The sequence below is a fragment of the Fannyhessea sp. genome, from assembly GCF_986145555.1.
In genome coordinates this window covers 1-24,162 of the sequence record NZ_CFRCNA010000003.1, presented here as the reverse complement: position 1 = coordinate 24,162, position 24,162 = coordinate 1, and the positions used below count along the sequence as shown (strand labels likewise).

The window sequence follows — 24,162 nt, the reverse complement described above, 5'->3', positions numbered from 1 at the left end:
AGGATACGGGAAGGCAAAAATCATTATGACAAAGCATATATTTGTAACCGGTGGTGTGGTTTCATCATTAGGAAAAGGCATTACTGCTGCTTCCTTGGGAAGACTTTTGAAGTCACGCGGTTATAAAGTGATGATGCAAAAAGCAGATCCGTATTTAAATGTAGACCCTGGAACTATGAGCCCATTTCAGCACGGTGAAGTTTTTGTTACCGAAGACGGCAAAGAAACTGACCTTGACCTCGGGCATTATGAGCGTTTCATTGATGAAAACCTTACCGCTAATTCCAATTTTACAACTGGCGTTATTTATCAGTCACTTATATCACGCGAACGCGCTGGTGACTTTTTGGGAGGAACGGTTCAGGTTATTCCTCACGTTACTAACGAGATTAAAGAACGTTTTAAGCGCATCGAAGAGCAAACTCAGGCTGATGTTGTTATCACTGAGCTTGGAGGAACAATAGGTGATATAGAAGGGCAGTCTTTTGTTGAAGCTATTCGCCAATTTAGAAAAGAAAAAGGACCAGGTCAAACACTTGTTATTCATGTAAGTTTGGTTCCTTATATTTCCGCTGCTCACGAGGTTAAAACTAAGCCTACTCAACACTCGGTTAAAGAGCTTCGCTCCATGGGTGTACAACCCGATTTAATTGTATGTCGTGGAGATCACGAGATAAACGCTGCTATTCGTGCTAAGATTGCGCATTTTTGTGACGTTGACGAGGATTGCGTTTTTGAAAATTCCGATTGTCCGTCTATTTATCAAGTTCCTATGCATTTAGCAAAACAACACTTTGACGAAAAAGTATGCGAAAAATTAGGTCTTGAAGTTCGCGAAAGCCATATGGAAGCGTGGAACGACTTTACCCGTGCCATGGAAAAGGCAAATGCCCATAAAGATACAACCGAAATTAAGGTAGTTGGAAAATACACGCAACTCCCCGATGCATATCTTTCGGTTATCGAGGCATTGCACCATTCGGGCGTGTATTTTGGTCGCCATGTTAATATCACGCTTATCGATGGAGAAGAGCTTGATGCTTCTAATCTCGACGAAGTTTTTGAAGATGCAGATGGTATTTTGGTTCCTGGTGGATTTGGACGCCGTGGTGTAGAAGGAAAGATTCTTTCTGCTCAACTTGCACGCGAACGTAAGATTCCGTATTTGGGAGTTTGTTTAGGATTACAAGTTGCTGTTTCTGAGTTCGCTCGCCACGTTTGCCATCTTGAAGATGCAAATTCGTCTGAATTTAATCCTCAAACCTCACATCCTGTTATCGACCTTATGGCATCACAAGAAGAAGTTACCGATAAGGGTGGTACTATGCGTTTAGGTACCTATCCTTGCAAGGTATTAGGTCCTTTGGCACGTGAGGCATACGGTCAAGAGCTTGTATACGAGCGTCACCGTCATCGCTATGAAGTCAACAACGCATATCGTAAGCAACTGGTAGATGCTGGCCTTATTATTGCTGGTCTTTCGCCTGATGACCGTTTGGTAGAAATGGTTGAATTGCCCGAAAATCTTCACCCATGGTTTGTTGCGAGTCAGGCACATCCAGAGTTTAAGAGCCGTCCAACTAATCCTGCGCCGTTGTTTAGAGAGTTTGTTCGCGCCTCTATTGCTCGTCACGAAGGTGTTGAGCGTACAAGTGTGGTAGCTCCTCGCGACATGAATTAAACGAAAAGCTCAAGTGCATCTGCACTTGAGCTTTTTTGCACCGCGCACATGTTTTCGTTTTTATGTTTTGTGCTTTGTTCCTCGTGCCTTGTGCTTTGTGCCATACCTTTTTATTGCCGTGCTTTTGTGTGTGAGCTGATACCTATGGATACTTTTGACACCATTAAAGAAGAATATCTTAACTACGTGCTTATTGAGCGCGGCTATTCGGTGCATACACTACATTCGTATAATCACGATTTAACGTTGTATCTTGCTTTTCTTCGATCTCATGGCATTAAGGAGCCAGCATATGTTACGCGCGAAATCATAGAAGCGTATATTGCGCATCTTTTCCATGAAGGAATGTCCTCTTCTACGGTTCAACGTGCTGTTTCATCAATTAAAGGTTTTCATAAATTTATGGTTGTTGAGCAAATTTGCGAAAATCATCCAACCACCAATTTAAAACTTCCCAAAAAATCGTTTCATTTGCCCGATGTGCTCACTCAAGATCAAATTATCCATCTGTTAGACGATCCGTTTAAGCCGACTCTTTTGCCAGCCCCAAAACTTACAGCTCGAAAAGCACTTTCGCTGAAACCACAAGCATGTTTTTATCGCGATAAAGCAATATTAGAAATGCTTTATGGCTGTGGTCTTCGCGTTTCGGAACTGTGCGGTCTTAATCAAGGCGATGTTTTGGTTTCAGATGAGCTGGTGCGCGTGTTTGGAAAGGGCTCCAAAGAGCGCTTGGTTCCATGCTTAGGAACGGCGCTTGAAAGCTATAAAAATTATTGCGCCAAGTGGCGTGCTCTTTTGGCATGCGGCACTAAAACAACAGACGCAGTTTTTTTAAGTGTGCGTGGTACCCGTATTTCTCGTCAGGCGGTGTTTGCACTGGTAGAGCGCTATGGTAGTTACGTTGGCATTAAGGGTTTACATCCTCATACCTTACGCCACAGTTATGCCACGCATATGCTCGAAGGTGGCATGAATTTGCGTATTGTACAAGAACTCTTGGGACATGCATCTATTTCTACAACGCAGCTCTATACACATATTGATTTAACGCATATTCGTAGTGAATATATGGCGGCTCATCCGCGCGCGCGGATAAAATAGTCAAAAAACTCTCATGCCTCAGCGTTTACACCTCTGAGCTGTGGGTTCATAAAAAACACATATAAAATTCATAGTAAATAGTACAAGATTTCTCATAATCTGCAAATGATTGTGTGCACAAACATGTGTACCCCCTATATATCCAAAAATGCTTCACCTTTTAGATGGGCTTAATCGGTTTTTGTCATAAAAATCAAATTGTGTGTCAAAAAATGTAACAAAGTGTTGCGAAGTGTTAAGGAAGTGCGTATAGTTGAAAGCGTAATCCGCGGGAGAGTTATCTCTAAAGGTTGAAAGGAGGATCAAATGTATTTGACTGGTACCTACAAACATACGCTTGATGCCAAGTCACGCATTATGCTTCCTTCTGCTTTTAGAAAACAACTAGGCGAGACTGTTTGTCTTGTTCCTCTTAACGATTGCATTTACGGTTTTACTCCTGAAAGCCATCGCGCGTGGATAGAGAGTTTTTTCCCCGGAGGAATCAATCCTCGTAACAGAAAAGACGTCGCTCTACGTGCAGGTCTTTTATCGCGTACACTCACGGTCGAATTAGACGGTGCAGGTCGTCTTGCATTGGGTAAGCTTGATGCAAGCCGTCTTAGTGCATGCAATATCGAGCGCGAGGTTGCCATCGTAGGTGTTGATGATCATTTTGAAATTTGGAACGCTTCCAAATTTGAGGATCAGACAAAAGCATTTGATGACAATCTTGAGAGCTTGATGTTTGAAGACTAGGTTGTAAGGATATGAGCAGTTTGACATCTGAATATCGGCATGTTCCCGTGATGCTCACCGAGGTAGAACAGACGTTATCGCTTAAACCTGGCGATGTTGTCTGTGATTGCACTCTTGGCGGTGCTGGTCACACGGTAGCTTTGGCACAACACGTTGCACCTGATGGTTTATCACTTGGTATAGACCAAGACGACGCGGCTCTTAAAGCTGCGTCCGAGCGCATGGATCGTCTTGCGCCTTGCGTAACGTATAAGTTTTTGAAGGGAAATTTTTCTCAGCTCGATAACTTATTAGTGCAAGCGCAGGTAATAGGCGTTGATGCTTTTTTGTTCGATCTTGGCGTTTCGTCACCACAACTCGACGTAGCCGAAAGGGGCTTTTCGTATCACGAAGATGCTCCGCTTGATATGCGTATGGATCCGAGGAATAACACTTTAACTGCAGCAGAGGTCATACAAACCTATAACGAAGCCGACCTCACTCGGATTTTACGAAGCTATGGTGATGAAAGGTTTGCCGCGCGTATTGCTCGCGTCATTGTAGAGCAGCGCAAACTTTCACCCATTCAAACAACCTTAGAATTGGTTGAGGTTATCAAGCGCGCGATTCCTGCCGCGGCACGACGTCATGGAAAACATCCAGCACGTAAAACGTTTCAGGCGCTTCGTATTGAAGTAAACCATGAGCTTGACGTGCTAGAAACAGGACTTAAGCAGGCAATTCGCTGGCTTAATCCAGGCGGAAGAATTTGCATTATTGCTTATCATTCGCTTGAAGATAAGTTGGTAAAACACATTTTGAGCGAATACGCACAAGGTTGTGTGTGTCCTGTCGATTTTCCCGTGTGTGTATGTGGACGTAAGCCGGTATTAGATATTCTTACGAAAAAACCGCTTGTTGCAACACCTTCTGAGGTTGAGTGCAATCCTCGTGCTCGCAGTGCGCTTTTGCGCGCGGCACGTCGCACAACATATCTGTAAGTAGGTGATTGCACGCGCACGCGAAAACGTATGCGCATATGCAGATGACCTTTACGGTATGTGCTGCAGGAACTTAAAACGAAGCAGTAAACGAACTACAAACAAAAAACGAACTACTCACGCACTACGTGCAGCACAATTTAGAAGGGGTTTTCATGGGGTACCGAGACAATGTCGCACTTGATTATGAGGCTTTAAGCCCCGAGCGACAAGCTCGTGTGGCGCCTAGGCTCCGTCCGTCATTTGGAGTTGTAGAAGGTGGGGGTCTTGACGCTTCCGTTCGTCGTGGCGTAAGTCTGCAATTCCTCTTTAACATAAAAGTTGTATTAAGTATTGTGATGCTTCTTGTGGCAATTGGCTTTGTACGCGTTGCCCTTTTGAGCGCCTCTGTTGCTACACTTCAACATAATAAAGTGCTTACCTCAACTATTGAACAAGCGCAAATGCATAACAGTGAACTCAAAGTGGAGCATTCTATTTTGGCTAATTCCAATCGTATTGGAAGAATTGCAACGCAAAGCTACGGTATGGTGTTACCCGAGAAAGTAGATACCATAAACATTGCCGAACCCTCTTCAGATGCAAGTGAGAGTTCTCAACAATAGTCAAAATATTCGCCATGAATTATGTGTGTTTGCAGACAATCTTGTATCATAGAATTTGCTCTTATGTGTATTTCTTTGTTGGAATATATAGATAAGATTAGTATGGCTAATTTCTAGTATGTAAGGTATGTTATGAGATCCGGACGCGATTTTGTACGAGGTGCATCGTATGACGAAAGACGCTCTTCTGCGTCTACTTCTACCTATAGTTACGCTTATTTTTCAAGAACAACCTTTAAGCTGATTGCAATTTTTGCTTTTTTCACCTGTTGTGTTGTTGCTCGTCTTGTTTGGTTGCAAGTAGTTGACGCTCAAAAATTAACTCATATGGCACAGACACAGCGCACAAATGTGGTAAAACTTTTTGCGCGTCGCGGTACCATTTATGATCGTAACGGTAATGTGCTTGCCATTAGCCGCGAATGTAAAACACTTTATTGTAATCCTCAACAAGTTAAAGATCCAAGCGGAGCTGCGCACATTATTGCCGATGTTTTGGGCGGCTCTGCTGACGATTACATTGACTCGCTTAATGGCAACACAACCTTTTCTTATGTGGTAAAAAGAATAAGTAATGAAGATGCCAAAACTATTAAAACACGCCTTGCTGATGCAAAAATTGGGGGTGTCTTTTTACTTCCAGATATTAAACGAGAATACCCTTACGGTAATGTTGGTGGACAGATTTTAGGTTTGGTTGGTAATGATGGCGACGGGTTGTCTGGTCTTGAGCTTTATTATAATGACAAACTTAAAGGAACTGATGGTGAGATGATTTTTGAAGCAGGTGTTCAAGGAACACCTATTGCAGGGGACCATCCTCATGTAGTACCTGCTCAACACGGTAACGATATTGTTATTTCAATAGATATTAATATCCAGAAAAAAGCCGAAGACATCATAGCGCAAGGAGTCAAAGATTATCACGCAAAATCAGGTTCTGTGATTGCAACTGATCCTCAAAATGGCGAAATATTAGCTATGTGTTCTACTCCTTTATTTAATCCTACCAACGCCGAAGATATTGCCGAAGGCTCGCTTAATCTAAAACCAGTTTCATCTACCTATGAGCCTGGTTCCATTTTTAAGATCCTTACTATGTCTATTGGCTTAGACGCTCAAAAAATATCTCCTCAGCAAGTATTTGATATTCCGGCAACCATAAAATCGGGTGCCGATACCATTACCGATGAAGATAATCGCCGAGTAGCAGCCGATATGGATATTCGTGAAATTTTACGGCGCTCTTCTAATGTTGGATCGTCTTATGTGGCTCAACATTATATAGGAGCTGATACCTTTGCTGCTGGATTAGATAACTTTTTGATTGGTCAAAAAACTGGTATAGATTATCCTGGCGAAGTGGGCGGACTTGTAAAGAAGCGTGTAGAGTACGATGGCGCATCGCTTGGAACTATGGCATTTGGTCAGGCGCTTGCATTTCCACAGGTGCAGATGGCTCAAGCGGTAGGATCTGTTGCAAATGGAGGCACGTTGTATACGCCTCACTTTTTGATGAGCACAGCCGGTGAGGAAGCAAATTGGCCAGCAAAAGGTACATCTATTAAAAAAGAAACATCGGATCTTATGATTGATTATCTACAAACGGTTGTGAGCGAAGGTACGGCAAAAAAGGCTCAAGTACCAGGGTATAGTGTTGCGGGTAAAACAGGTACAGGTGAACAAGCATCGCCTACTGGTGGTTACATACGAGGCAGCTATACGAGTTCTCTTATCGGATTTGCGCCAGCTAAATCTGCAAAGATTCTGTTATATGTGGGATTAGATGGTACGCCTCATTTGGCTGCCACTTCTTCGGCATACCTGTTTTCTGAAATTATGAGGGAAGCACTCACCGATTTGAATATTTCGGAACAAAAGTAGCAACACTTGATTAGTATATAAGAGGGTTTACTTACAACTAAATGGTTTACGTAAGCACATTGGAATGTTTGCATTAACTAACGTAGAGAGTAAAAATGCAGGTGAACACTAAGCATATTCATGTGCGTCTCATTTAAAGAAGGTACTATGCTAACGTGTACGACAGAAGAAATTGTACAAGCTACGCGTGCGTATGTATGTAATCACGCGGATATTACAAGTATAAGTAGCACTACGATCGATTCTAGAAATGTAGTGTCTCAAGGCATGTTTGTTGCTTTTCGTGGCGAGAGAACAGACGGCAATTTATATGCTGATTCTGCAATTGGTGCAGGTGCTTCTTGTGTTGTGCTCACATGCGAAGCATCACAAGATCTTATACAGGTAGCTCATGAACATAACTGTTTACTTTTGCGCGCGGCTCATGATGACGCACAAGAATTTTTGCTGCAGCTCGCCTCTTTTTGGCGAGAGAAAAATCCTTCGTGGACAGTTGTGGGTGTTACGGGCTCGTGTGGGAAAACCACCACAAAAGATATGCTTATAGCCACGCTCTCAACAACATTTCGCACCTATGGAACTAAGGCTAATCATAATAACTTGATTGGACTTCCGCTCACTATCCTTAATACTCCTTCTGACGCCGAGGTAATTGTTGCCGAAATGGGCATGAATCATGAAGGCGAAATTTCGCGTATGGCTTTAGTTGCAAAGCCCACCATTGCTGTTATTACTAATATAGGTACCAGTCATCTAGGTCTTTTGGGTTCACGTAAAGCAATTGCGCAAGCAAAGGCCGAGATTATCGCTCCTATGTGTTCTCAGCAATCGCGTAAGCTTAAACCAGAGCTTATTTTGCATGATTCAGACGATTTTACAACCTTTATTACCGAGGCATACGCACAACCAGCAGATGTTTTAGTTTCTTGTGTAGGCGAGAAATCGTCCTCGTCTATTCACGTGACAAAGATAGATCTTAACGAGCTTGGTAAGGCATGTGCGCATGTTGTTTGCTCAGATGGGCTTATGCGAAAAGTGAGCCTATCTGAGGCAGGAAAAGCGTGTGTAATTGACGCTTGTTTTGCACTTCGCGTTTGTGAAATATTGGGTGTATCTTACGATAAAGCATGCGGTGCGCTTGCTCATATGAAGCAAGTTCATATGCGTATGGAAGAGATCAAAAAACCTCATTTACCTCTTATTATTGACGACAGTTATAATGCAGCTCCTGCAAGCATAGCTCAGGCTCTACAAGTGCTTCAACAATGCAAATGTACAGGTAGACGTATTGCTATGTTAGGAGAAGTGGGTGAGTTAGGAGCTCATGCACATCGACTACACGGCTATATTGGAGCTTATGTTGCGGCATGTAACCTAGATATGGTGGTATTTGTTGGAAGTGAACACGCACAAGAAATGATGGAAGCGGCCTCTACTATGGGGTATCCTTCTGATCGTATAATGTATGTTCATGATGTCGACGAGGCACTTAAACAAGTTAAACCACTCTTAACTTCAGACGATGTTATTTTAGTAAAAGCTTCAAGGAGTGCGCAGTTAGACAAGTTTGTAAAGGGGATGAGCGCTTCATGCTAGGAAATCCTATGTATCCTACCTATCAAGTTTTTTTGGCAGTAGGAATTGCTGCATGTATTGCGGCGGGTCTCATGCCTTTGTTCATACGTCTTATGCGTATGGAAGGTTTTGGGCAGCAAATCAGGGCTGATGGTCCAAAGCGTCATTTAATTAAGCAGGGCACTCCCACGATGGGCGGTGTCGTAATGTTATGCGCCATTCTCATAACATCGGTTTTACTTTCCGGTTGGTCAATGCGTGCCTCTCTTGCCATGCTTGCAATGTTTGCTACGGGTCTTTTAGGTTTTTTGGACGATATTGAGTCTGTTTCTCATAAACGCTCACTTGGTCTTACAGCGTCACAAAAAATGCTCGGTCTTGTGTTAATTTGTATTGTATTTTGTCTTGCCGCAGTTAATTTGTGTGGTGTTTCACCTACTATTTCATTCCCAGGCCACTTTTCACTTGATTTGGGTGTGCTTTCTACGGTGTTTACTATTCAAGGTATGCTTGTAAGTGTTCCGTGGCTTTATCTGATATTTGTCTTTTTACTTATGGCTGGTATGTCAAATGCCACAAACTTAACCGATGGCCTTGACGGACTGGCAGGTGGATGCTCTCTTGTGGTTATGCTTTGTATGGCTATGGTCGCGTTTTTATATAACGAGATTGATCTGGCCATTTTTTCTGCGTCAATTGCAGGTGCTTGCATTGGATTTTTATGGCATAACTGTTATCCCGCTTCCATTTTTATGGGCGATACGGGCTCGCTTGCATTGGGCGGCGCATTTGCAGCTTTGGCAGTTCTTACCAAAACCGAAGTTATTTCTCTTATAATGGGTGGTCTGTTTGTTATTGAAGCAATTTCGGTTATTATTCAGGTTATCAGTTTCCATTTTTTCAAAAAACGCGTCTTCCTTATGGCGCCGCTCCATCACCATTTTGAAAAAAAAGGTTGGGGAGAAACTAAGGTTGTTATACGTTTTTGGATCGTTTCATCTGCATTTGCCGCGCTAGGATTTGCACTGTATTTTCAGCTTCGTTAATACTCAAAGGGGATAAAAACCATGTTAGATGCCAAACAAACTGAGCCATTGGGCTCTGTATGTATTCTTGGCGCAGGGAAAACTGGCTTGGTGGTTGCAAGATATTTATGCGCACATTTTGACCGTGTTTCAAAACTTACGTTGTATACAGGTAACCCTAAGTCGTCTGTATCTCCAGATCTTGCTCTGCTTGCCCAGCAAGGCCTCACTATTATTGAGTCTGATCATCTAACAGAAGACTATGATATTTGTATTGCATCACCGGGGATTCCGCCCTATTCTCCTTTATATAGTTCAGCGTGCAAGCATTGTCGTGAGGTTATTGGTGAGCCTGAGTTCGCGTGGCGTTGCCGCCCACAAAAGTGGGTAGCAATTACTGGAACAAATGGTAAAACTACCACCACAACCCTTATTGAACATATGATTCGCGCAGACCATAAGCAAGCTTGTGCGGTTGGTAATATTGGCCGCGCGTGTTTGGGCGAAGTGGATCATCATCTAGCTGATACGTGGTTTGTAGCAGAATTATCAAGCTTTCAGCTTGCCGAAACAAAACTGCTTCATCCACATGCAGCAATTTTACTTAATATTACGCCTGATCACATTGAATGGCATGGATCGATGCAGGCATATGCTGCAGCTAAAGAGCGCATATTTGCAAATCTTACCACAGACGATTTAGCTATAATCTCTCGTGATGATCTGTATTGTAAAGCTATTTACAGTCGTCTTGTTGAGCGAGGACTGAGTCCTGTATGTGTAGATACCTCACAAGACCCTAAAACTTTGCAGGCGGCATACTGTAGTGATTCGATGCTTTACGTTCGCTTAAATGGCACTACCACGCCTCTTATTAAAGCGTCAGAAGCGGCTCTTAAAGGTATGCATAATATACAAAATATGCTTGCAGCCTCTGCGCTTGCCTTATTTATTGGTGTATCAGTTGATGCAATACGTCAGGTTTTACAAACGTTTACTACACTTGAACATCGTCTTGAATATGTGGCAACGATACATGGTGTTTCATTTGTAAACGATTCCAAAGCCACCAATACCGATTCGGTTGAAAAGGCTCTTACTGCATTTCCAAGTGGATCAACCATCGTTTTATTAGGTGGTCACGATAAACAAACCGATTTAAGCTCACTTGTTCATCAAGTTGTGCGAAAATGTAGGGGTGCCATATGCTTTGGAGAAGCAGGGCAGCGTATCTATCATGAGCTTGTTTCGGTACAAAATGCGCAAGCTTCAGATGATGCAGGTGCATGTGACAAGTGTTATAACGCTGTGGCTTCGGCTCCGTTATCATTTGTGACGTGCGTTCCTCATCTACGAGACGCATTTGACTGTGCTGTTACGCATGCCAAGCCGCACACAACGGTTTTGCTTTCTCCTGCGTGTTCTTCATTTGATGAATTTCACAATATGGAGGAGCGTGGTACCTATTTCAAAAACCTTGTCCACGAACTGCGTGCGACATCTGATGACGAGAAATTGAGTTAAGGTGCAAAGACAAAACGAATCCGCTCAGCGTCGCAAACGTGCATACACTAAAAGAGGTGCAGCAGCAGACCGATTTCAGTCTCAACAGCGCCCACAAACCCTGCGTGCGCGTGTTGATCACAGCACGCAAGCCAACGTTACATCAGCGAAAGGTCAAGCACGTAATGCCCACTTGAGCTTTGTCGATAAACTCAGAAGTGTTCCTGCACGGTTTATGCAGCCGCGTATTTTATTTGTAACTGCGGTTACTATTTTAACGGCTGTGGGTATTCTCATGGTGTTTTCCGCTTCTTCTATTGTTGCACTCACTAATAGTGTCCAGGGCAATAATCCTGCGTTTTATCTGCTGCGTCAGTTGATTTTTTTGGCAATTGCAATTCTGCTTGCATGGATAATTTCGCGTGTAGACTATCACCTTTTGCTGTTTCAATTTTTGCCGGCAATTTCTTGTATTGTCTTCGGTTTGCTTTTGATGATTTTTATTCCCGCTATCGGTCACGGTTCGGGTGGTGCATCGCGATGGATTTCAATTGCTGGTTTTACGTTACAGCCCTCCGAATTTGCAAAATTTGTTCTCATTCTGATTTTTGCACGACTTACTGTTGATTATGCTTACAAAAAATATAATGTTCACTTCTACGTTAAACAATTAGTTGCATGTATAGGTATTCCTATGCTTTTTATCCTTGTTCAGCCCGACAAAGGCACCACACTTGTTTTGTGCTGTACATTTATTATCACTGCATTATATGCAGGTATTTCGGGACGTTCGTGTCTTATGCTTATAATTGGTGGTCTTTTGGCTTTTATTGGTTTATCCCTTAAGGATGAATACTCTAGGCTGCGTCTTTTGGGTATGCTCGATCCGTGGAAAAGTCCTGATAAATTTGGATACCAACTTATTCAAGGCTTTTATGCCTTTGCGCACGGTGGCCTGTTTGGTGTAGGCGTTGGTATGGGAAAACAAAAATACGGCTATTTGCCCATGGCATATAACGACTTCATTTTTTCTGTTATCGGTGAGGAATTAGGCCTTGTAGGTGCGCTTGTTGTTTTGTGTTGTTTTGGACTTATTATGTATGCTGGTCTGAAAATTGCCGAGCATGCACCCGACTTACATGGACAACTTATTGTTATTGCCTGCACATTTTTGTTTGCTATACAAACGCTTCTTAATATTACAGGCGTCCTAGGCTTATTCCCGCTTTCTGGTAAGCCAATTCCGTTTGTTTCTTATGGTGGTTCATCCATTATTTCTAGTTTTATGCTGGTAGGGCTCGTACTTTCTGTTTCAAGAGCGTCGCATCTTCCAACCACTGCTCACGATCGCGCTCGTGCTGATCTTAGCCTTGCTCCCAATTTCTTGGTTGCAGGGGCGCAAGATGCTTCAGGAGAACAACAACGTGCGCAACAATTACCTTACCGACAAAAATTTGGTCACAAAAATACGCACGACGAACATATGCATATAACTACTAATGCTCGGGGGTTCAGGCGCATTAGTGTTGCACCAAGCGCGCGTGAACGCCTAAGAAATGATTCATCACGAAGGAGTGATAGACGTGGCAGATAAATTATATGTTGCTCTTGCCGCGGGCGGTACTGCAGGACATATCAATCCTGCTCTTGCTCTTGCCGAAGAGCTACGCATGCGCGGACACCGCGTTGTATTTGTTGGGCAACCTACACGACTTGAGGCTACCTTAGTTCCAGCTGCTGGTTTTGATTTTATTCCTATTCGCGTAAATGGATTTAATCGACGTCAGCCCTGGACGCTTGCAAGCGCGCTTTGGCATATTTATCGAGCAGAGCATGTGTTGGCTACGTATTTTAAGCATGATACGCCTGATGTTTGTGTCGGGTTTGGTGCATATGTAGAGCTTGCACTTGTTTCGTGGTGCAAAAAACATGCAGTTCCGTTAATTATTCACGAGCAAAACAGCATTGCTGGCCTTGCTAATAAGCTCTCTGCGCGCTCTGCAAAAAGTGTCTGCGTTTCATTTCCCGCTGCTCTTGAAGCGTTCAAGGGAAAAGTTGGTGCAGATACGCAACTTGTAGTAACGGGAAATCCTGTTCGTTTAAGTGTCTTGCAAGCTGACCGTAAAGCTGCACGTCAAACCTATCATATTCCCGATGACGCACTGCTTTTGGTGGTTTTTGGTGGATCGCTTGGCGCAAAACATCTCAATGAACAAATTGTGGCGCGCAAAACCGAACTTTTGTCCCATGACAAGCTTTATATTATTCAAGCTACAGGAAAAGCCGACTATCAGCAAACTTGTGCCGCGCTCAACTTAAGTGAGGACGAAAAAAAACGCTGGCATGTGCTTGATTATATTAACGATATGGGCGAAGTTCTTGCTGCTTGTGATGTTGTTGTTTCTCGTGCAGGCGCGTCTTCTATTGCCGAGCTTGCTGCGTTAGCTAAGCCTTCAATTTTGGTTCCGTATCCTTTGGCAACTGCCGATCATCAAACAACCAATGCTCGCGGTTTGGTTGATGCAGGAGCTGCTTTTATGATTTGTGATAAAGATTTGGAAAGTACCTACTTTACCGAGCGTCTTAATTCTTTGCTCGAAAGCGCCGAATTACGCGAGTCACTAACGGCTGCTGCCAGAGGCCTAGCTCAGGATAAAGCTGCGTGTGCCCTTGCTGATCAAGTGGAGCATGCAGCGGTTATGTAACTTTAAGGCAGTCTTTGAATTGTCTATAGATGATATATCATATATAAAAGTCTTATCTTGTTAGTATGGCTTTGCTATACGACAAAACTTACGTGAACATATGAAGTAATAAAGGAAGAAAACGTATGATAACACCAGGTTCATCAATTAAACGTGCACACTTTGTAGGCATTGGCGGTGCAGGCATGAGCGGAATAGCGCTTGTTTTGCACGAACGGGGGTGTTTTGTAAGCGGTTCAGATCTTAAAATGTCGTCGTATGTTCGTGGTTTGCAAGATGCAGGAATTGATGTGCATATTGGTCATCATGCACAAACCGTAGATGAGGTTGCGCCAGATGTTGTAGTTATTTCATCGGCTATTCCTCCTACAAATCCAGAAGTTGTGCGTGCGCGTGAGCTCAACATTGCCGTGTGGCCTCGTGCAAAAATGCTCTCGTATTTATCTCATCATGCAATAACTGTTGCTGTTGCAGGCACTCATGGTAAAACAACTACCTCATCAATGGTTGCAACCATGCTTGATCATGTAGGTAAAGACCCTTCATTTTTAATTGGCGGCATTGTTGAAGAGTACAAGACCAATGGTAAAAATGGTAACGGTGGCTATTTTGTATGCGAGGCAGATGAATCAGACGGTTCGTTTTTATACCTTAACCCTGATGTAGTTGTTATTACCAATATTGAAGCTGATCACTTAGATCACTATAAAACTATGGATAACCTCGAACATACATTCTGCGAATTCATGGATTTGGTAGGCGATGCTGGTACCATTGTGGTATGTGGTGAAAATCCCCATTGTGTAGAGTTGGCTCGCTCAACAAATCGTCATGTTGTTACATACGGTTTTGATGAAACATGTGATTACGTATGTAAACAAACTGTTCAAAGCCATAAAATCCGTAATAATTTTGTTGTGTGCACCCCTGATGGCTCGTGCCTATCCATTAGTTTACCTGCTAATCCTGGAAAACATAATGTCTTAAATGCTACGGCAACCATGGCGGTAGCAGATGTTTTAGGTGTTAATTTACAAGATGCCGCACACGCATTAAGTAATTTTAAGGGTGCTCATCGTCGTTTTACGCATGTAGGTGATATTGATGATATATGTGTGGTTGATGATTATGGTCATCATCCAACCGAAATCAAAGCAACACTTGCAGCTGCTAAAAATCTTGAATTTAATCGTATTGTCTGTGTGTTTCAGCCGCATCGTTACAGCCGTACACAAAACCTACAAGACGAATTTGCTCATGCGTTTGATGATGCAGATGTTTTGATTGTGACAGAGGTTTTCTCGGCAGGTGAAACGCCTATTCCTGGTGTGAATGGGATGATGCTCGCTGAAAAAATTCAGGCTTCAACAAAGCATTGTGATGTAACATTTGTATCTCAAAAGAAAGATGTTGTTGCTCATTTACTTTCTATTGCACGTCCTCATGATTTAATCATTACCCAAGGTGCTGGTGACGTTACGATGATAGGACCGGCATTCCTACAAGCAAAACAAGAACAAGACACATGCGGAAAGTAGTTGAGATACGTGTCTGATAAGGTGCAAAGAAAACCAACGCCACGTGCAAAGAAGCCGCGGGCAGGCGCTCGTCCGTCTGGGCGTGCTGTTGGCGCCGTGTCTTCGCGTGCAAGAGGTGCTGCTTTTCCAAGCACACGCAGAGTATCTCGTGAATCCTTTTTTGCACGTCTTACAGCTGGGCTTTTTAAACGCGCGAAACGTACAACAGGAAGTTTACAAACACCCACAAAAGACGGTTCATCCGTTCCCGCTTTTTTAAGCTCTACACCTTCGGCACGTACAAAAACCTCTGCAGGCGCACGCACGCAGGGACGGAACTCCTCATCAATGTCCAACTCTTTCAACTTGTTAATGTGGTTTCGTGCTCTAAGCATCCAAAACGTTATTCGTTTGGTAGCCACTACAGGTATTGTTGCGTTCTTTGTGTGTATAGGTTATGTCATACTTTTGCATCTACCTGTATGTACGATAACTTCAGTTGTGGCGCATGATTCTGATCATGTTACTGCACAAGATATAGCTCAACTGGCACAAATAGAAGATAACACAACGCTTTTCAATCTTGATGAAAAGAAAATATCGGATAGGATAAAGAAAAATCCTTGGGTATCGCAAGTCCATTTTACGCGAAAGTTTCCTAACTCGTTGGATATCAGCGTTGATGAAAAAGTAATAGATGCCTATGTTTTAATTGGTTCAAGTAATGTAGTGTGGACGCTTGGTAATGATAATGTTTGGATTGAGCCAATATCGCTTGCTAAAAGTGATGACAATGTTTCAGTTAAAGAAAAAACCCTTACTAAAGCGCACGAAATGGGTGCTGTTGCATTCTGTGATTTACCTACAAGTGTAAATCCGCAACCAGGTGCAGCTGCAACCGATGAAACTATTGCCATGATTCAATCGTACCGTAGACAATTTTCATCCGAGTTTTCTCAGATGGTGGTTGGGTATAGTGCTCCCACGCCTGATAGTATTACCTTAACGCTTACCACAGGCGTTGAAGTATCGGTTGGAAGTGCAACACAGATACCAACTAAAGAGCGCATTATTCGTGAAATCTTAGATAAATATGAGGGGAAGCTTACTTACATAAATGTTCGTGTTCCGTCAAAGCCATCTTATCGCATGGTGCAATCTGATAGCGTAAAACAGGGTAGAGGCGTTAATTCGTAAATGTGCGTGAGGGCGAGTTGTAGACAATATGTACAAATGGTATCTCAAACCCTCAACTCTCAAGTAAACATAGGTGAGTAACAAATTTTATTTATCATGCATGTACCTGCGGAATTCACTTAACGCACATATATGTTGACAAAGCGATTTTAAGTGTGCAATTATAACGCGCTTGATATAAACACTGTATGTTAACCAGAGGTTTAGACTTTAGTATGCAGCATACGTTATGTCACGCACTAACTTGTCTATGTTTAACTCATGGCAATAACAAGGAGGAACCATGCAAGACACTGATATTTCAAGTAACTACCTTGCTGTTATTAAGGTTGTAGGCGTTGGCGGTGGCGGTACAAATGCAGTTAACCGTATGATCGAAGAAGGCATTCGTGGAGTAGAGTTTGTAGCCGTTAATACCGATGCACAGGCTTTGGCAATTTCTGATGCCGACATCAAAGTTCACATTGGCCAAGATATTACGCGTGGCCTTGGTGCAGGCGCAAACCCCGAAGTAGGAGCCGAGGCTGCTGAGGACTCTCACGATGAAATTAAACAGGCATTAGCAGGTGCCGATATGGTATTTATTACCGCAGGCGAAGGCGGCGGAACTGGTACAGGCGCAGCTCCTGTTGTTGCTGATATTGCAAAAAATGATATTGGTGCTCTAACCGTTGGTGTTGTAACCAAGCCCTTTACCTTTGAGGGTCGTCCTCGTGCAAATCGCGCTGTCGATGGTATTCAAGCACTTTCAGATAACGTTGACGCACTTATTGTAATTCCTAACGATCGTTTGTTAGACGTTTCCGAGAAAAAGACCTCATTTATTGACGCGTTCCGTATGGCAGATGACGTTTTATGCCAAGGTACGCAAGGTATCACCGATCTTATTACCGTACCTGGACTTATTAACCTCGACTTTGCCGACGTTTGCACCACCATGCGCGGTGCTGGTACAGCAACTATGGGTGTTGGCTTGGCGTCAGGCGATAATCGTGCTGTTGACGCTGCGGAAGAGGCAATTTCTTCTCGTTTGCTTGAAAGTTCTATCGACGGCGCAACACGCGTTTTGCTTTCAATTGCAGGTAATAAAGACTTGGGCATTCAAGAGATTAACGATGCTGCCGATTTTGTAGCTAACGCGGTTGATCCCGAAGCAAACATTATCTTTGGTACCGTTGTTGATGAATCTTTGGGCGACCAAGTTCGTGTTACCGTTATTGCAACTGGTTTTAAAGATGTTAACTCGGCTCAAACTATGCCTACGCTTACCATGGGTTCTCGTACGCAGGCCTCTTCACGTCAAAAGCCTGCTGCTTCTACTCGTACGTCTGCGCCGGCTCCTGCGTCGTCACGCAACGCTTCTAATAACGACAAAGAATTTGACATTCCCGAATTCTTAAAACACTCCCGTTTATAAAAAGGGGAAGCGTTTATGGCATTAGCTCAGCTGGTACGTCATACTTCCCAAGGCGTTACGCTGCTTGAGGATCAAAACCACCCTTATGGTGTCCACCTTGCTTTTACCGAAAGAACAGGTGGATGCTCTAAGGGTTGGTATGAGTCGCTGAATTTAGGCAGTAGAACGGGCGACGATATGGCTCATGTCAGCGAAAATCGTCTTCGTGTTCTTAAAGCCATGGGTGCTGAGCAGATGTGTTCGCGTCTTTTGGTTCCTCATCAAGTGCACGGTACGTCTGTTGTATGTGTGCGTTCGTGGAGCGAACAAGAAAGTGCGCGTATTAGACGTGATATTGCGCAGGGTTGCGATGCAATTATCTGTAGCGTTCCAGACGTTGCTGTTATGCTGGCTTTTGCTGATTGCGTTCCTTTAATTTTTGTTGCGCGTACTGCTTTTGCTGTTGCCCATTCAGGTTGGCGCGGTACGCGTGCACGCATTGCGCGCGTTGTTCTTCATAAACTCTGCGAACAGGCGCATTGCGGGCCTCAAGACGTTTTGGTGTATGTTGGCCCACATATTGCAGCTGCAGATTACGAAGTATCTTCAGAGCTCATTGCAGATTTTGTAACCGAGTTTGGTGATCAGGTTAAAACTGGTACGCGCAATCTTAATATGTATGCAGCTATAAGAGCTACGCTTTTAGAAGATGGTGTTGCGCCTGAGCATATATGTAATGCTGGTGTTTCCACCTATTCTCATGTTGATCGTTTTTTCTCGTATCGTAAAGAGCATGGAAAATGCGGCAGACATGCAGCGTGCGCCTATTTAGAACAACCCAAGTGAACGAGGCAAGTTTCAATCATGACGCATGATAATTGTGAACAACAAACAACTCACAGCCGTGCACAAGACGTTTTGGCAGAAGATGCGTATACCGATTTTTTGCGTGAGCGAAAAGCATATTTGAGCGAACGCATAACAAATGCTGTGCAAAAATCTGGCCGTAGTTTAGATGACATACAGCTTTGTGCTGTTTCAAAAACGGTTGATGTGCCTGAAATTTTAGCAGCATCGCGCGCTGGCTATACGCTTTTTGGTGAAAATAGGCCTCAAGCGCTTCGCGATAAAGTATCTGCACTTACATCAGCTATCCAACAAGGCACGCTGCGTTTTGATATGATTGGCAATTTGCAACTTAACAAGATCAATATGGTTTTAGATAATTGTTGTCGCATACAATCGGTTTCATCATTAGAGCTTGCGCGCGCGCTTAATAAACATGCAGGTACAAAGGGCTTACGTGTTTCTTGCTTGCTTGAGATCAATGTGGTGGGTGAGCTTTCTAAATCGGGCTTTTCCAGCAAAGCCTTATACGAATGTCTTGATGAGCTTATGAGCATGGAGCACATTCATATTGAGGGCTTAATGAATATGGCTCCTCGCAATGACCCCGATACTGCTCGTCGTTCATTTTCTGGGCTCTATGAGCTGCGCGAAGCATTGAGAGCGCAAACAGGGCTTGAGCTTTCTACGCTTTCATGTGGCATGAGCGATGATTTTGAAATTGCGCTTGAAGAAGGTTCAACACTTATTAGATTAGGTAGGATCGTGTTTGATACAAACTACAAGGTTACTGCATAGATTATGTAGCCTTGTATGTATAGCAAAGGTATGCTCCCTTAGTGGAGAAAGGTGGATATACCATGAGTTTATTTGACGAATTAAAAGATAGAATAAGAACTATCCGTGGTGGTCGTGACATGGGTAACATGGATGATTATTACGACGATGAGGCGGAGGCTGCTCGTCGTGAAAATTCATCGGGCGTGTTGGGTAACACGCGTCGTCCGGAGGCCGAAAGCGTAAACGTTTTTACCCGTTCGGGCAGACCGCTTTCGCAAGCTCCACGTACCGATTATTATAACGGTCAAAGAATGCGTCCTGCTCAGGAAAGCTATGCTAGCAATACTTCTGCGTATACAGGACAAGATAGGTATTATCCTGCTGATCAAACAACGCAGATTCCCCAAACACACACCTATGCTCAAACGGCTCATTCGGTGCTTGGTAATACAACAGGTGGGAAAACACCTGGTGATTTAGGTCTTCGTTCAATTCCTCGTGCCCAAACCTCAGGACAGCTTCCTCCTTATATTTTAAAGCCTGCCTCGTATGACGATGTTCAAATGGTTGTACGTCGTGTTCGCACGAATCAACCAGTTGTTTTGGTATTTAAGAACACCAATATCGAAACCGCTAAGCGTATTCTCGATTTTTGTTTAGGACTCACCTGCGGTATTTCAGGCCGTGTTGACGAAGTATCAGATCGTGTGTTTGTGGTGCTTCCTCAAGGTGTGGAAATTTCAAAAGATGAGATTCTTAAGTTGATTTCACAAAGCACGATGGCGCGATAAAAGAATAGTGGGTATATTCATTGATAGATCAAAATATTCATGCTTGTAACTGCTCTGATAACAAAGTTCATACCAGTGCAGCAACAGTAAAAGCTGAACACGGGCAGTGTGTGGCTTCGTCTGACAATCAAAAAGTCGTACGACCTTGTCCTTGCTCTGTTGCGCTTATTGGTGCGGGTGCTATGGGTTCTTCTATAGCTTCTGCGCTGCTTGACAGTCAAGTTATACAACCCCAAAATTTAGCAATTGCCGATATAAATGCGTCTGCGCTTAATGTATTGAAACAACGAGGTGCGCACGTTTATACAAACGCGGCTGATATGCTCAAGTCTTCTTATGATTGCGTTATTGTAGCAATAAAGCCTCAAGTATTAACGCAGGTTATAAGCCCGCTTGCGTCCGCGCTTGCTCAAAAACTTGTGGTGAGCATTGCTGCTGGCGTATCGCTTGACACGCTCTCAAAGCTTTTGCCGCAAGCCCGTTTGGTACGCGTTATGCCTAATATTTGCGTTAAGTCTTTAAGCGGAGCGTGCGCGGTATGTCCTGACGATTCGGCTACGCACGAAGATGCAGCTTTGGTGCACAACATGTTTTCTGCATTTGGTTGTGCTTACCTTATGAACGAGCAACAACTCGACGTCGCAGGCGTTATTTCGGGATGTGGACCGGCATTTTTTGCACTTATGATAGACGCTGTTGTTCGTAGCGGTGTTGAGTGGGGTATTCCAGCTCATGTGTGTCGCGATTTAGCGCTTTACACGATGCAGGGTACCGCACGTCAACTGTTAGACGAGCATGTTCATCCTCGTCAATTTATGGAACGCGTTACATCGCCAGCAGGTACCACGGCTCAAGGACTGCGCTTTATGGAGGGCGGCCTTATGGATGCTGTTTCGTGTGGAGTTGATGCTGCAATGAAGAAAACATACCAGCTCAAGGAGCACTAATGCCAACTTTGTCTTTAAAAATTGCATATATACTTACGCAACTTATAGAAGTATATTCGTGGCTTATTATTGTTTCGGCGCTTTTATCGTGGGTTCCAAATATTTCAGGCGGTCAAAATTCGCTTGTTTCGGATATAAGCGAAGTTTTACATAAAATTACTGAGCCGTACTTAAGCCTCTTTCGTAAATTTATGCCTCCACTTGGTGGTATAGATTTTTCGCCTGTTGTTGCACTTTTAGTTTTACAAATTATTAAAGATTTAATTCTGTAAATTTATAGTTAGGTTATACTAAAAAGCGTAGATATATAGCATAATACCTGATATGATGATTTTATCTTTGAACATCATCAGCTTAGTCGAAAGGGAACAAAGATGGCCATTACTCCAGCTGATATAGAACACATGACATTCTCGGAAGACAAAAAACACGGCTACAATACTGACGAGGTTGATAACTTCCTAGATCAGCTTTCTGTTGAAGTAGACGCAATGCTTAAGAAAATTGCCGATCTTAAAGGTCGTCTTACTAACACCGAGCAGCAGCTTGCTGCAAGCCAAGCACAACTTGCAAGCCTTAAGCAACAGCAATCTACCCACGTAGAGGCACCTGTTGCTCCAGAGTCACCTACTCTGTCTGCTTCGGAAAAACAAATTTCACAAGTTCTTATTGTTGCTCAACAAAGCGCCGACAAACTTTTGGCAGAGGCTCGTGCCAATGCAGACGCTATTCGCAACGAAGCCGATCAAAAAGCGCGCGAAGTTATTCGTCAGGCATTGGCAGAAAAGCAAACTGAACTTGATGAGATTGATCGACTTAAACAATCTCGCGAAAGCTTCCGCGGTGCGTATAAGAAGATGTTGCAGCACTTTATCGACGATGCTGATTCTGTGTTTCCACAGAAAGATGCCACTACTGAAGACGCTTTAAATGCACTGGATAAAAGCGCGCAAGCGGCTTCGTCCTTAAACCAAGATGCTTCTAAATCCCCAGTTGCGCTCTCAGGAGACTTTGCCGACTTGGATTAGAAATCTTATGTCCGTTATATATGTTATGTTATAAGAGTAAAGCGAAGTCATTTTGCTTTACTCTTATGTATAACTATGCTTAATAATATTGAGTGCAACCTCATGCTTTGCAACGCAGGCGTAGTCTCTTATATAAAAGGTTTGCGTATTCGGTAGTTGAATTGTGGGTAACGTTAGGACGTATGTTGAATAAACTTATTTCAAATGAACAAAACTCTCGTAAATCTGTTATGCAATCTTTCTCTCCTTTGCGGATTACGTGTAGTGTTATTACCCTAGGTCTGTGTTTAACTACCGCTTCTGTAGGTGTCAATACTGCGTATGCTTTGCCTGCCCATAATCCCGCGCGCCAGCAAGGCGTGCACATGCAGAGTCAAACAAATCTGCGTCACCCTTCTATAACTCAAGAGCTTCCGTTTGTGGCGTCCGCCGAAGTCCGTGCTCAAAAACATCTTAATACTTCTACAAAAGATTCTGCGGATAGTTTTGAACACACGTTGGCGCATATGCCTTCAAGTCCAGTATCTACAGATGGTAAGTCTGTTTCCAAGCCTTCTGGCAAGCATTTTGCGTCGTCCGATGTCAATGCAGTCCAGGTAGATACCAAGAGTGTAAAGCAAAGCAGTGATCGTCAAAGCTCTATACAAAACGTAGGGTCTAAAGATTCTAAAGATTCAAAGCCTACTAAAGATTCAAAATCTACTCAAGATTCAAAACTTGCTCAAGATGTACGTGCTCAAAATCAGATGCTTTTTGCCGATCGTAGTGCCCAAGCTCCTTACGATGTGCGTTTTAACCTGCAGTATAAATTGTTTTCTTCTGAAATGACTTATTTTCAAAAGTGGGAAAGCGGTCACAATTACGATCACGGCTTTGGAGCGGGCGATTCGTATAATGCGCTTGGTGCGTATCAGTTTGATCGTCGTTATGGTCTCGCAACGTTTATGAAGCAAGTATACAATTACGATCCTCAAACGTTTAAAATGCTTGCTACCGTAGGTGAAAAATACAACTGGAATTTTTCAACGCCCGATGTTTTTGATAAAAATACTTCAACATTTACACAGTTTGGAAATGATCTTAATCAAGCATGGCATAGTGCATATGCCGCATCACCAGATGTATTTTCTCGTTTGCAAGACTATTATGCCTATTACAACTATTATGCAGCCCCTGATGGTGTAAAAAGAAGCCTTTCATATTTTGGTGTTAATCCAGACGAACGCTCGGATAGCTTTAAGAGCTTAGTTTGGGGTATGGCTAACCTTTTTGGAAAAGGTGGAGGAATTTACAGCTTACGTGCAGGTAATTATTGGGGTTGTAATAAGTTCTTCAAGCTCGCCAATATCGATGGCTCAATGAATGACGAGCAGCTGATTGCTGCAATTTGTGATGCTGTTATAGATAATGTAAAAAATATTTACCCTTCTCAGCAGATATATTGGCAGGGTTGGATTAACCGATACACCGACGAAAAAGCTCATTATCTAGGACTTAGCAATGGATCTTGGCATCAAGATTCACATGGATACTATTATGTAGATTCTACGGGCAGAACTGTGAAGGGTTGGTTTAACACGGTAAATGGCAAACGATGGTACGCGGACCCATCAACTGGTTATGCTATTTTCGGCGATTGTGTTGTGCGTGGATATCATTATTGGATAGATTTTGGTTATGGTCTGCAATACAATTCATGGATAGATAATCAAGATGGCACACGCATGCGTACTGATGGTTTGGGCCGTCTGATAAAAGGCTGGTATAAGGATTCATCGGGTTCGTGCTTTTATTTTGATTCCAATTTTAAGATGACGTTAGGTAAAGTTAGCGTCGAAGGTAAAGACTACTGGTTAGATG

Annotated in this window: 21 protein-coding genes; all 21 read left to right on the top strand. The window is 43.2% G+C overall.

From position 1 onward, the window contains the following. Positions 1-25 precede the first annotated feature (25 nt). A complete protein-coding gene (gene pyrG / locus AC5GD6_RS01085) occupies positions 26-1,681 on the top strand; it encodes a CTP synthase (protein WP_276770062.1) in 1,656 nt (551 codons plus the stop codon). Positions 1,682-1,825: 144 nt separating this feature from the next. After that, the gene (locus tag AC5GD6_RS01080) at positions 1,826-2,785 is read left to right on the top strand and encodes a tyrosine recombinase (protein ID WP_416432116.1); all 960 of its coding nucleotides are present in this window, start codon (positions 1,826-1,828) and stop codon (positions 2,783-2,785) included. A 306-nt stretch (positions 2,786-3,091) separates the two neighbouring features. Then, a complete protein-coding gene (locus tag AC5GD6_RS01075; protein WP_061102899.1) occupies positions 3,092-3,523 on the top strand; it encodes a division/cell wall cluster transcriptional repressor MraZ in 432 nt (143 codons plus the stop codon). A gap of 20 nt (positions 3,524-3,543) precedes the next feature. Continuing rightward, on the top strand, positions 3,544-4,503 hold the full coding sequence (gene rsmH, locus AC5GD6_RS01070; protein WP_491846078.1) for a 16S rRNA (cytosine(1402)-N(4))-methyltransferase RsmH: 960 nt from the start codon (positions 3,544-3,546) through the stop codon (positions 4,501-4,503). 155 nt (positions 4,504-4,658) lie between these two features. Further along, positions 4,659-5,108, top strand: a complete 450-nt coding sequence (locus AC5GD6_RS01065) for a cell division protein FtsL (protein ID WP_311444399.1) — start codon at positions 4,659-4,661, stop codon at positions 5,106-5,108. A 132-nt stretch (positions 5,109-5,240) separates the two neighbouring features. Further along, complete coding sequence (locus AC5GD6_RS01060) at positions 5,241-6,992, top strand: peptidoglycan D,D-transpeptidase FtsI family protein (RefSeq protein WP_061102902.1); 1,752 nt, start codon at positions 5,241-5,243, stop codon at positions 6,990-6,992. Between the two features lie 147 nt (positions 6,993-7,139). Next, a complete protein-coding gene (locus AC5GD6_RS01055) occupies positions 7,140-8,588 on the top strand; it encodes a UDP-N-acetylmuramoyl-tripeptide--D-alanyl-D-alanine ligase (protein WP_491846055.1) in 1,449 nt (482 codons plus the stop codon). Then, positions 8,582-9,613: a phospho-N-acetylmuramoyl-pentapeptide-transferase gene (gene mraY, locus AC5GD6_RS01050; RefSeq protein ID WP_276770056.1), complete on the top strand. Its 1,032-nt coding sequence runs from the start codon at positions 8,582-8,584 to the stop codon at positions 9,611-9,613. The genes AC5GD6_RS01055 and mraY overlap by 7 nt, the downstream gene beginning before the upstream one ends. Before the next feature lie 21 nt (positions 9,614-9,634). Further along, the gene (murD, locus tag AC5GD6_RS01045; protein ID WP_491846054.1) at positions 9,635-11,116 is read left to right on the top strand and encodes a UDP-N-acetylmuramoyl-L-alanine--D-glutamate ligase; all 1,482 of its coding nucleotides are present in this window, start codon (positions 9,635-9,637) and stop codon (positions 11,114-11,116) included. A gap of 1 nt (position 11,117) precedes the next feature. After that, the gene (locus tag AC5GD6_RS01040) at positions 11,118-12,689 is read left to right on the top strand and encodes an FtsW/RodA/SpoVE family cell cycle protein (RefSeq protein WP_303871385.1); all 1,572 of its coding nucleotides are present in this window, start codon (positions 11,118-11,120) and stop codon (positions 12,687-12,689) included. Continuing rightward, positions 12,679-13,800 (top strand): undecaprenyldiphospho-muramoylpentapeptide beta-N-acetylglucosaminyltransferase, encoded by a 1,122-nt coding sequence (murG, locus tag AC5GD6_RS01035; protein WP_303871388.1) that lies wholly within the window; start codon positions 12,679-12,681, stop codon positions 13,798-13,800. Before AC5GD6_RS01040 ends, murG begins: the two co-directional genes overlap by 11 nt. 125 nt (positions 13,801-13,925) lie before the next feature. After that, positions 13,926-15,338, top strand: coding sequence for a UDP-N-acetylmuramate--L-alanine ligase (gene murC / locus AC5GD6_RS01030; RefSeq protein WP_491846053.1), 1,413 nt, complete (start codon positions 13,926-13,928; stop codon positions 15,336-15,338). Between the two features lie 9 nt (positions 15,339-15,347). Beyond that, positions 15,348-16,514 carry a cell division protein FtsQ/DivIB gene (locus AC5GD6_RS01025; protein ID WP_303871391.1) on the top strand — a complete coding sequence of 389 codons (1,167 nt, stop codon included), beginning with the start codon at positions 15,348-15,350 and terminating at the stop codon, positions 16,512-16,514. Between the two features lie 283 nt (positions 16,515-16,797). After that, on the top strand, positions 16,798-17,931 hold the full coding sequence (gene ftsZ / locus AC5GD6_RS01020) for a cell division protein FtsZ (protein WP_303871393.1): 1,134 nt from the start codon (positions 16,798-16,800) through the stop codon (positions 17,929-17,931). A 15-nt stretch (positions 17,932-17,946) separates the two neighbouring features. Beyond that, entirely contained in the window at positions 17,947-18,756 is an 810-nt protein-coding gene (locus tag AC5GD6_RS01015) for a purine nucleoside phosphorylase YfiH/LACC1 family protein (RefSeq protein ID WP_276770051.1), read from the top strand. Between the two features lie 18 nt (positions 18,757-18,774). Continuing rightward, entirely contained in the window at positions 18,775-19,554 is a 780-nt protein-coding gene (locus AC5GD6_RS01010) for a YggS family pyridoxal phosphate-dependent enzyme (RefSeq protein ID WP_303871398.1), read from the top strand. A 62-nt stretch (positions 19,555-19,616) separates the two neighbouring features. After that, positions 19,617-20,327, top strand: coding sequence for a cell division protein SepF (locus tag AC5GD6_RS01005; protein ID WP_491846052.1), 711 nt, complete (start codon positions 19,617-19,619; stop codon positions 20,325-20,327). Between the two features lie 20 nt (positions 20,328-20,347). Continuing rightward, on the top strand, positions 20,348-21,274 hold the full coding sequence (gene proC / locus AC5GD6_RS01000; protein ID WP_303871400.1) for a pyrroline-5-carboxylate reductase: 927 nt from the start codon (positions 20,348-20,350) through the stop codon (positions 21,272-21,274). Then, the gene (locus AC5GD6_RS00995) at positions 21,274-21,546 is read left to right on the top strand and encodes a YggT family protein (protein WP_464361144.1); all 273 of its coding nucleotides are present in this window, start codon (positions 21,274-21,276) and stop codon (positions 21,544-21,546) included. The genes proC and AC5GD6_RS00995 overlap by 1 nt, the downstream gene beginning before the upstream one ends. A 102-nt stretch (positions 21,547-21,648) precedes the next feature. After that, positions 21,649-22,302 carry a DivIVA domain-containing protein gene (locus tag AC5GD6_RS00990; RefSeq protein WP_464361143.1) on the top strand — a complete coding sequence of 218 codons (654 nt, stop codon included), beginning with the start codon at positions 21,649-21,651 and terminating at the stop codon, positions 22,300-22,302. 182 nt (positions 22,303-22,484) lie between these two features. After that, positions 22,485-24,162, top strand: a 1,678-nt coding sequence (locus AC5GD6_RS00985; protein ID WP_491846051.1) for a VgrG-related protein, incomplete at its 3' end; no start/stop codon positions are given.

Coding starts and splice junctions, on each gene's coding strand:
- pyrG (WP_276770062.1), top strand. CDS start 26: ATGACAAAGCATATATTTGTAACCGGTGGTGTGGTTTCATCATTAGGA.
- AC5GD6_RS01080 (WP_416432116.1), top strand. CDS start 1,826: ATGGATACTTTTGACACCATTAAAGAAGAATATCTTAACTACGTGCTT.
- AC5GD6_RS01075 (WP_061102899.1), top strand. CDS start 3,092: ATGTATTTGACTGGTACCTACAAACATACGCTTGATGCCAAGTCACGC.
- AC5GD6_RS01065 (WP_311444399.1), top strand. CDS start 4,659: ATGGGGTACCGAGACAATGTCGCACTTGATTATGAGGCTTTAAGCCCC.
- AC5GD6_RS01060 (WP_061102902.1), top strand. CDS start 5,241: ATGAGATCCGGACGCGATTTTGTACGAGGTGCATCGTATGACGAAAGA.
- AC5GD6_RS01055 (WP_491846055.1), top strand. CDS start 7,140: ATGCTAACGTGTACGACAGAAGAAATTGTACAAGCTACGCGTGCGTAT.
- mraY (WP_276770056.1), top strand. CDS start 8,582: ATGCTAGGAAATCCTATGTATCCTACCTATCAAGTTTTTTTGGCAGTA.
- murD (WP_491846054.1), top strand. CDS start 9,635: ATGTTAGATGCCAAACAAACTGAGCCATTGGGCTCTGTATGTATTCTT.
- murC (WP_491846053.1), top strand. CDS start 13,926: ATGATAACACCAGGTTCATCAATTAAACGTGCACACTTTGTAGGCATT.
- ftsZ (WP_303871393.1), top strand. CDS start 16,798: ATGCAAGACACTGATATTTCAAGTAACTACCTTGCTGTTATTAAGGTT.
- AC5GD6_RS01015 (WP_276770051.1), top strand. CDS start 17,947: ATGGCATTAGCTCAGCTGGTACGTCATACTTCCCAAGGCGTTACGCTG.
- AC5GD6_RS01010 (WP_303871398.1), top strand. CDS start 18,775: ATGACGCATGATAATTGTGAACAACAAACAACTCACAGCCGTGCACAA.
- AC5GD6_RS01005 (WP_491846052.1), top strand. CDS start 19,617: ATGAGTTTATTTGACGAATTAAAAGATAGAATAAGAACTATCCGTGGT.
- AC5GD6_RS00995 (WP_464361144.1), top strand. CDS start 21,274: ATGCCAACTTTGTCTTTAAAAATTGCATATATACTTACGCAACTTATA.
- AC5GD6_RS00990 (WP_464361143.1), top strand. CDS start 21,649: ATGGCCATTACTCCAGCTGATATAGAACACATGACATTCTCGGAAGAC.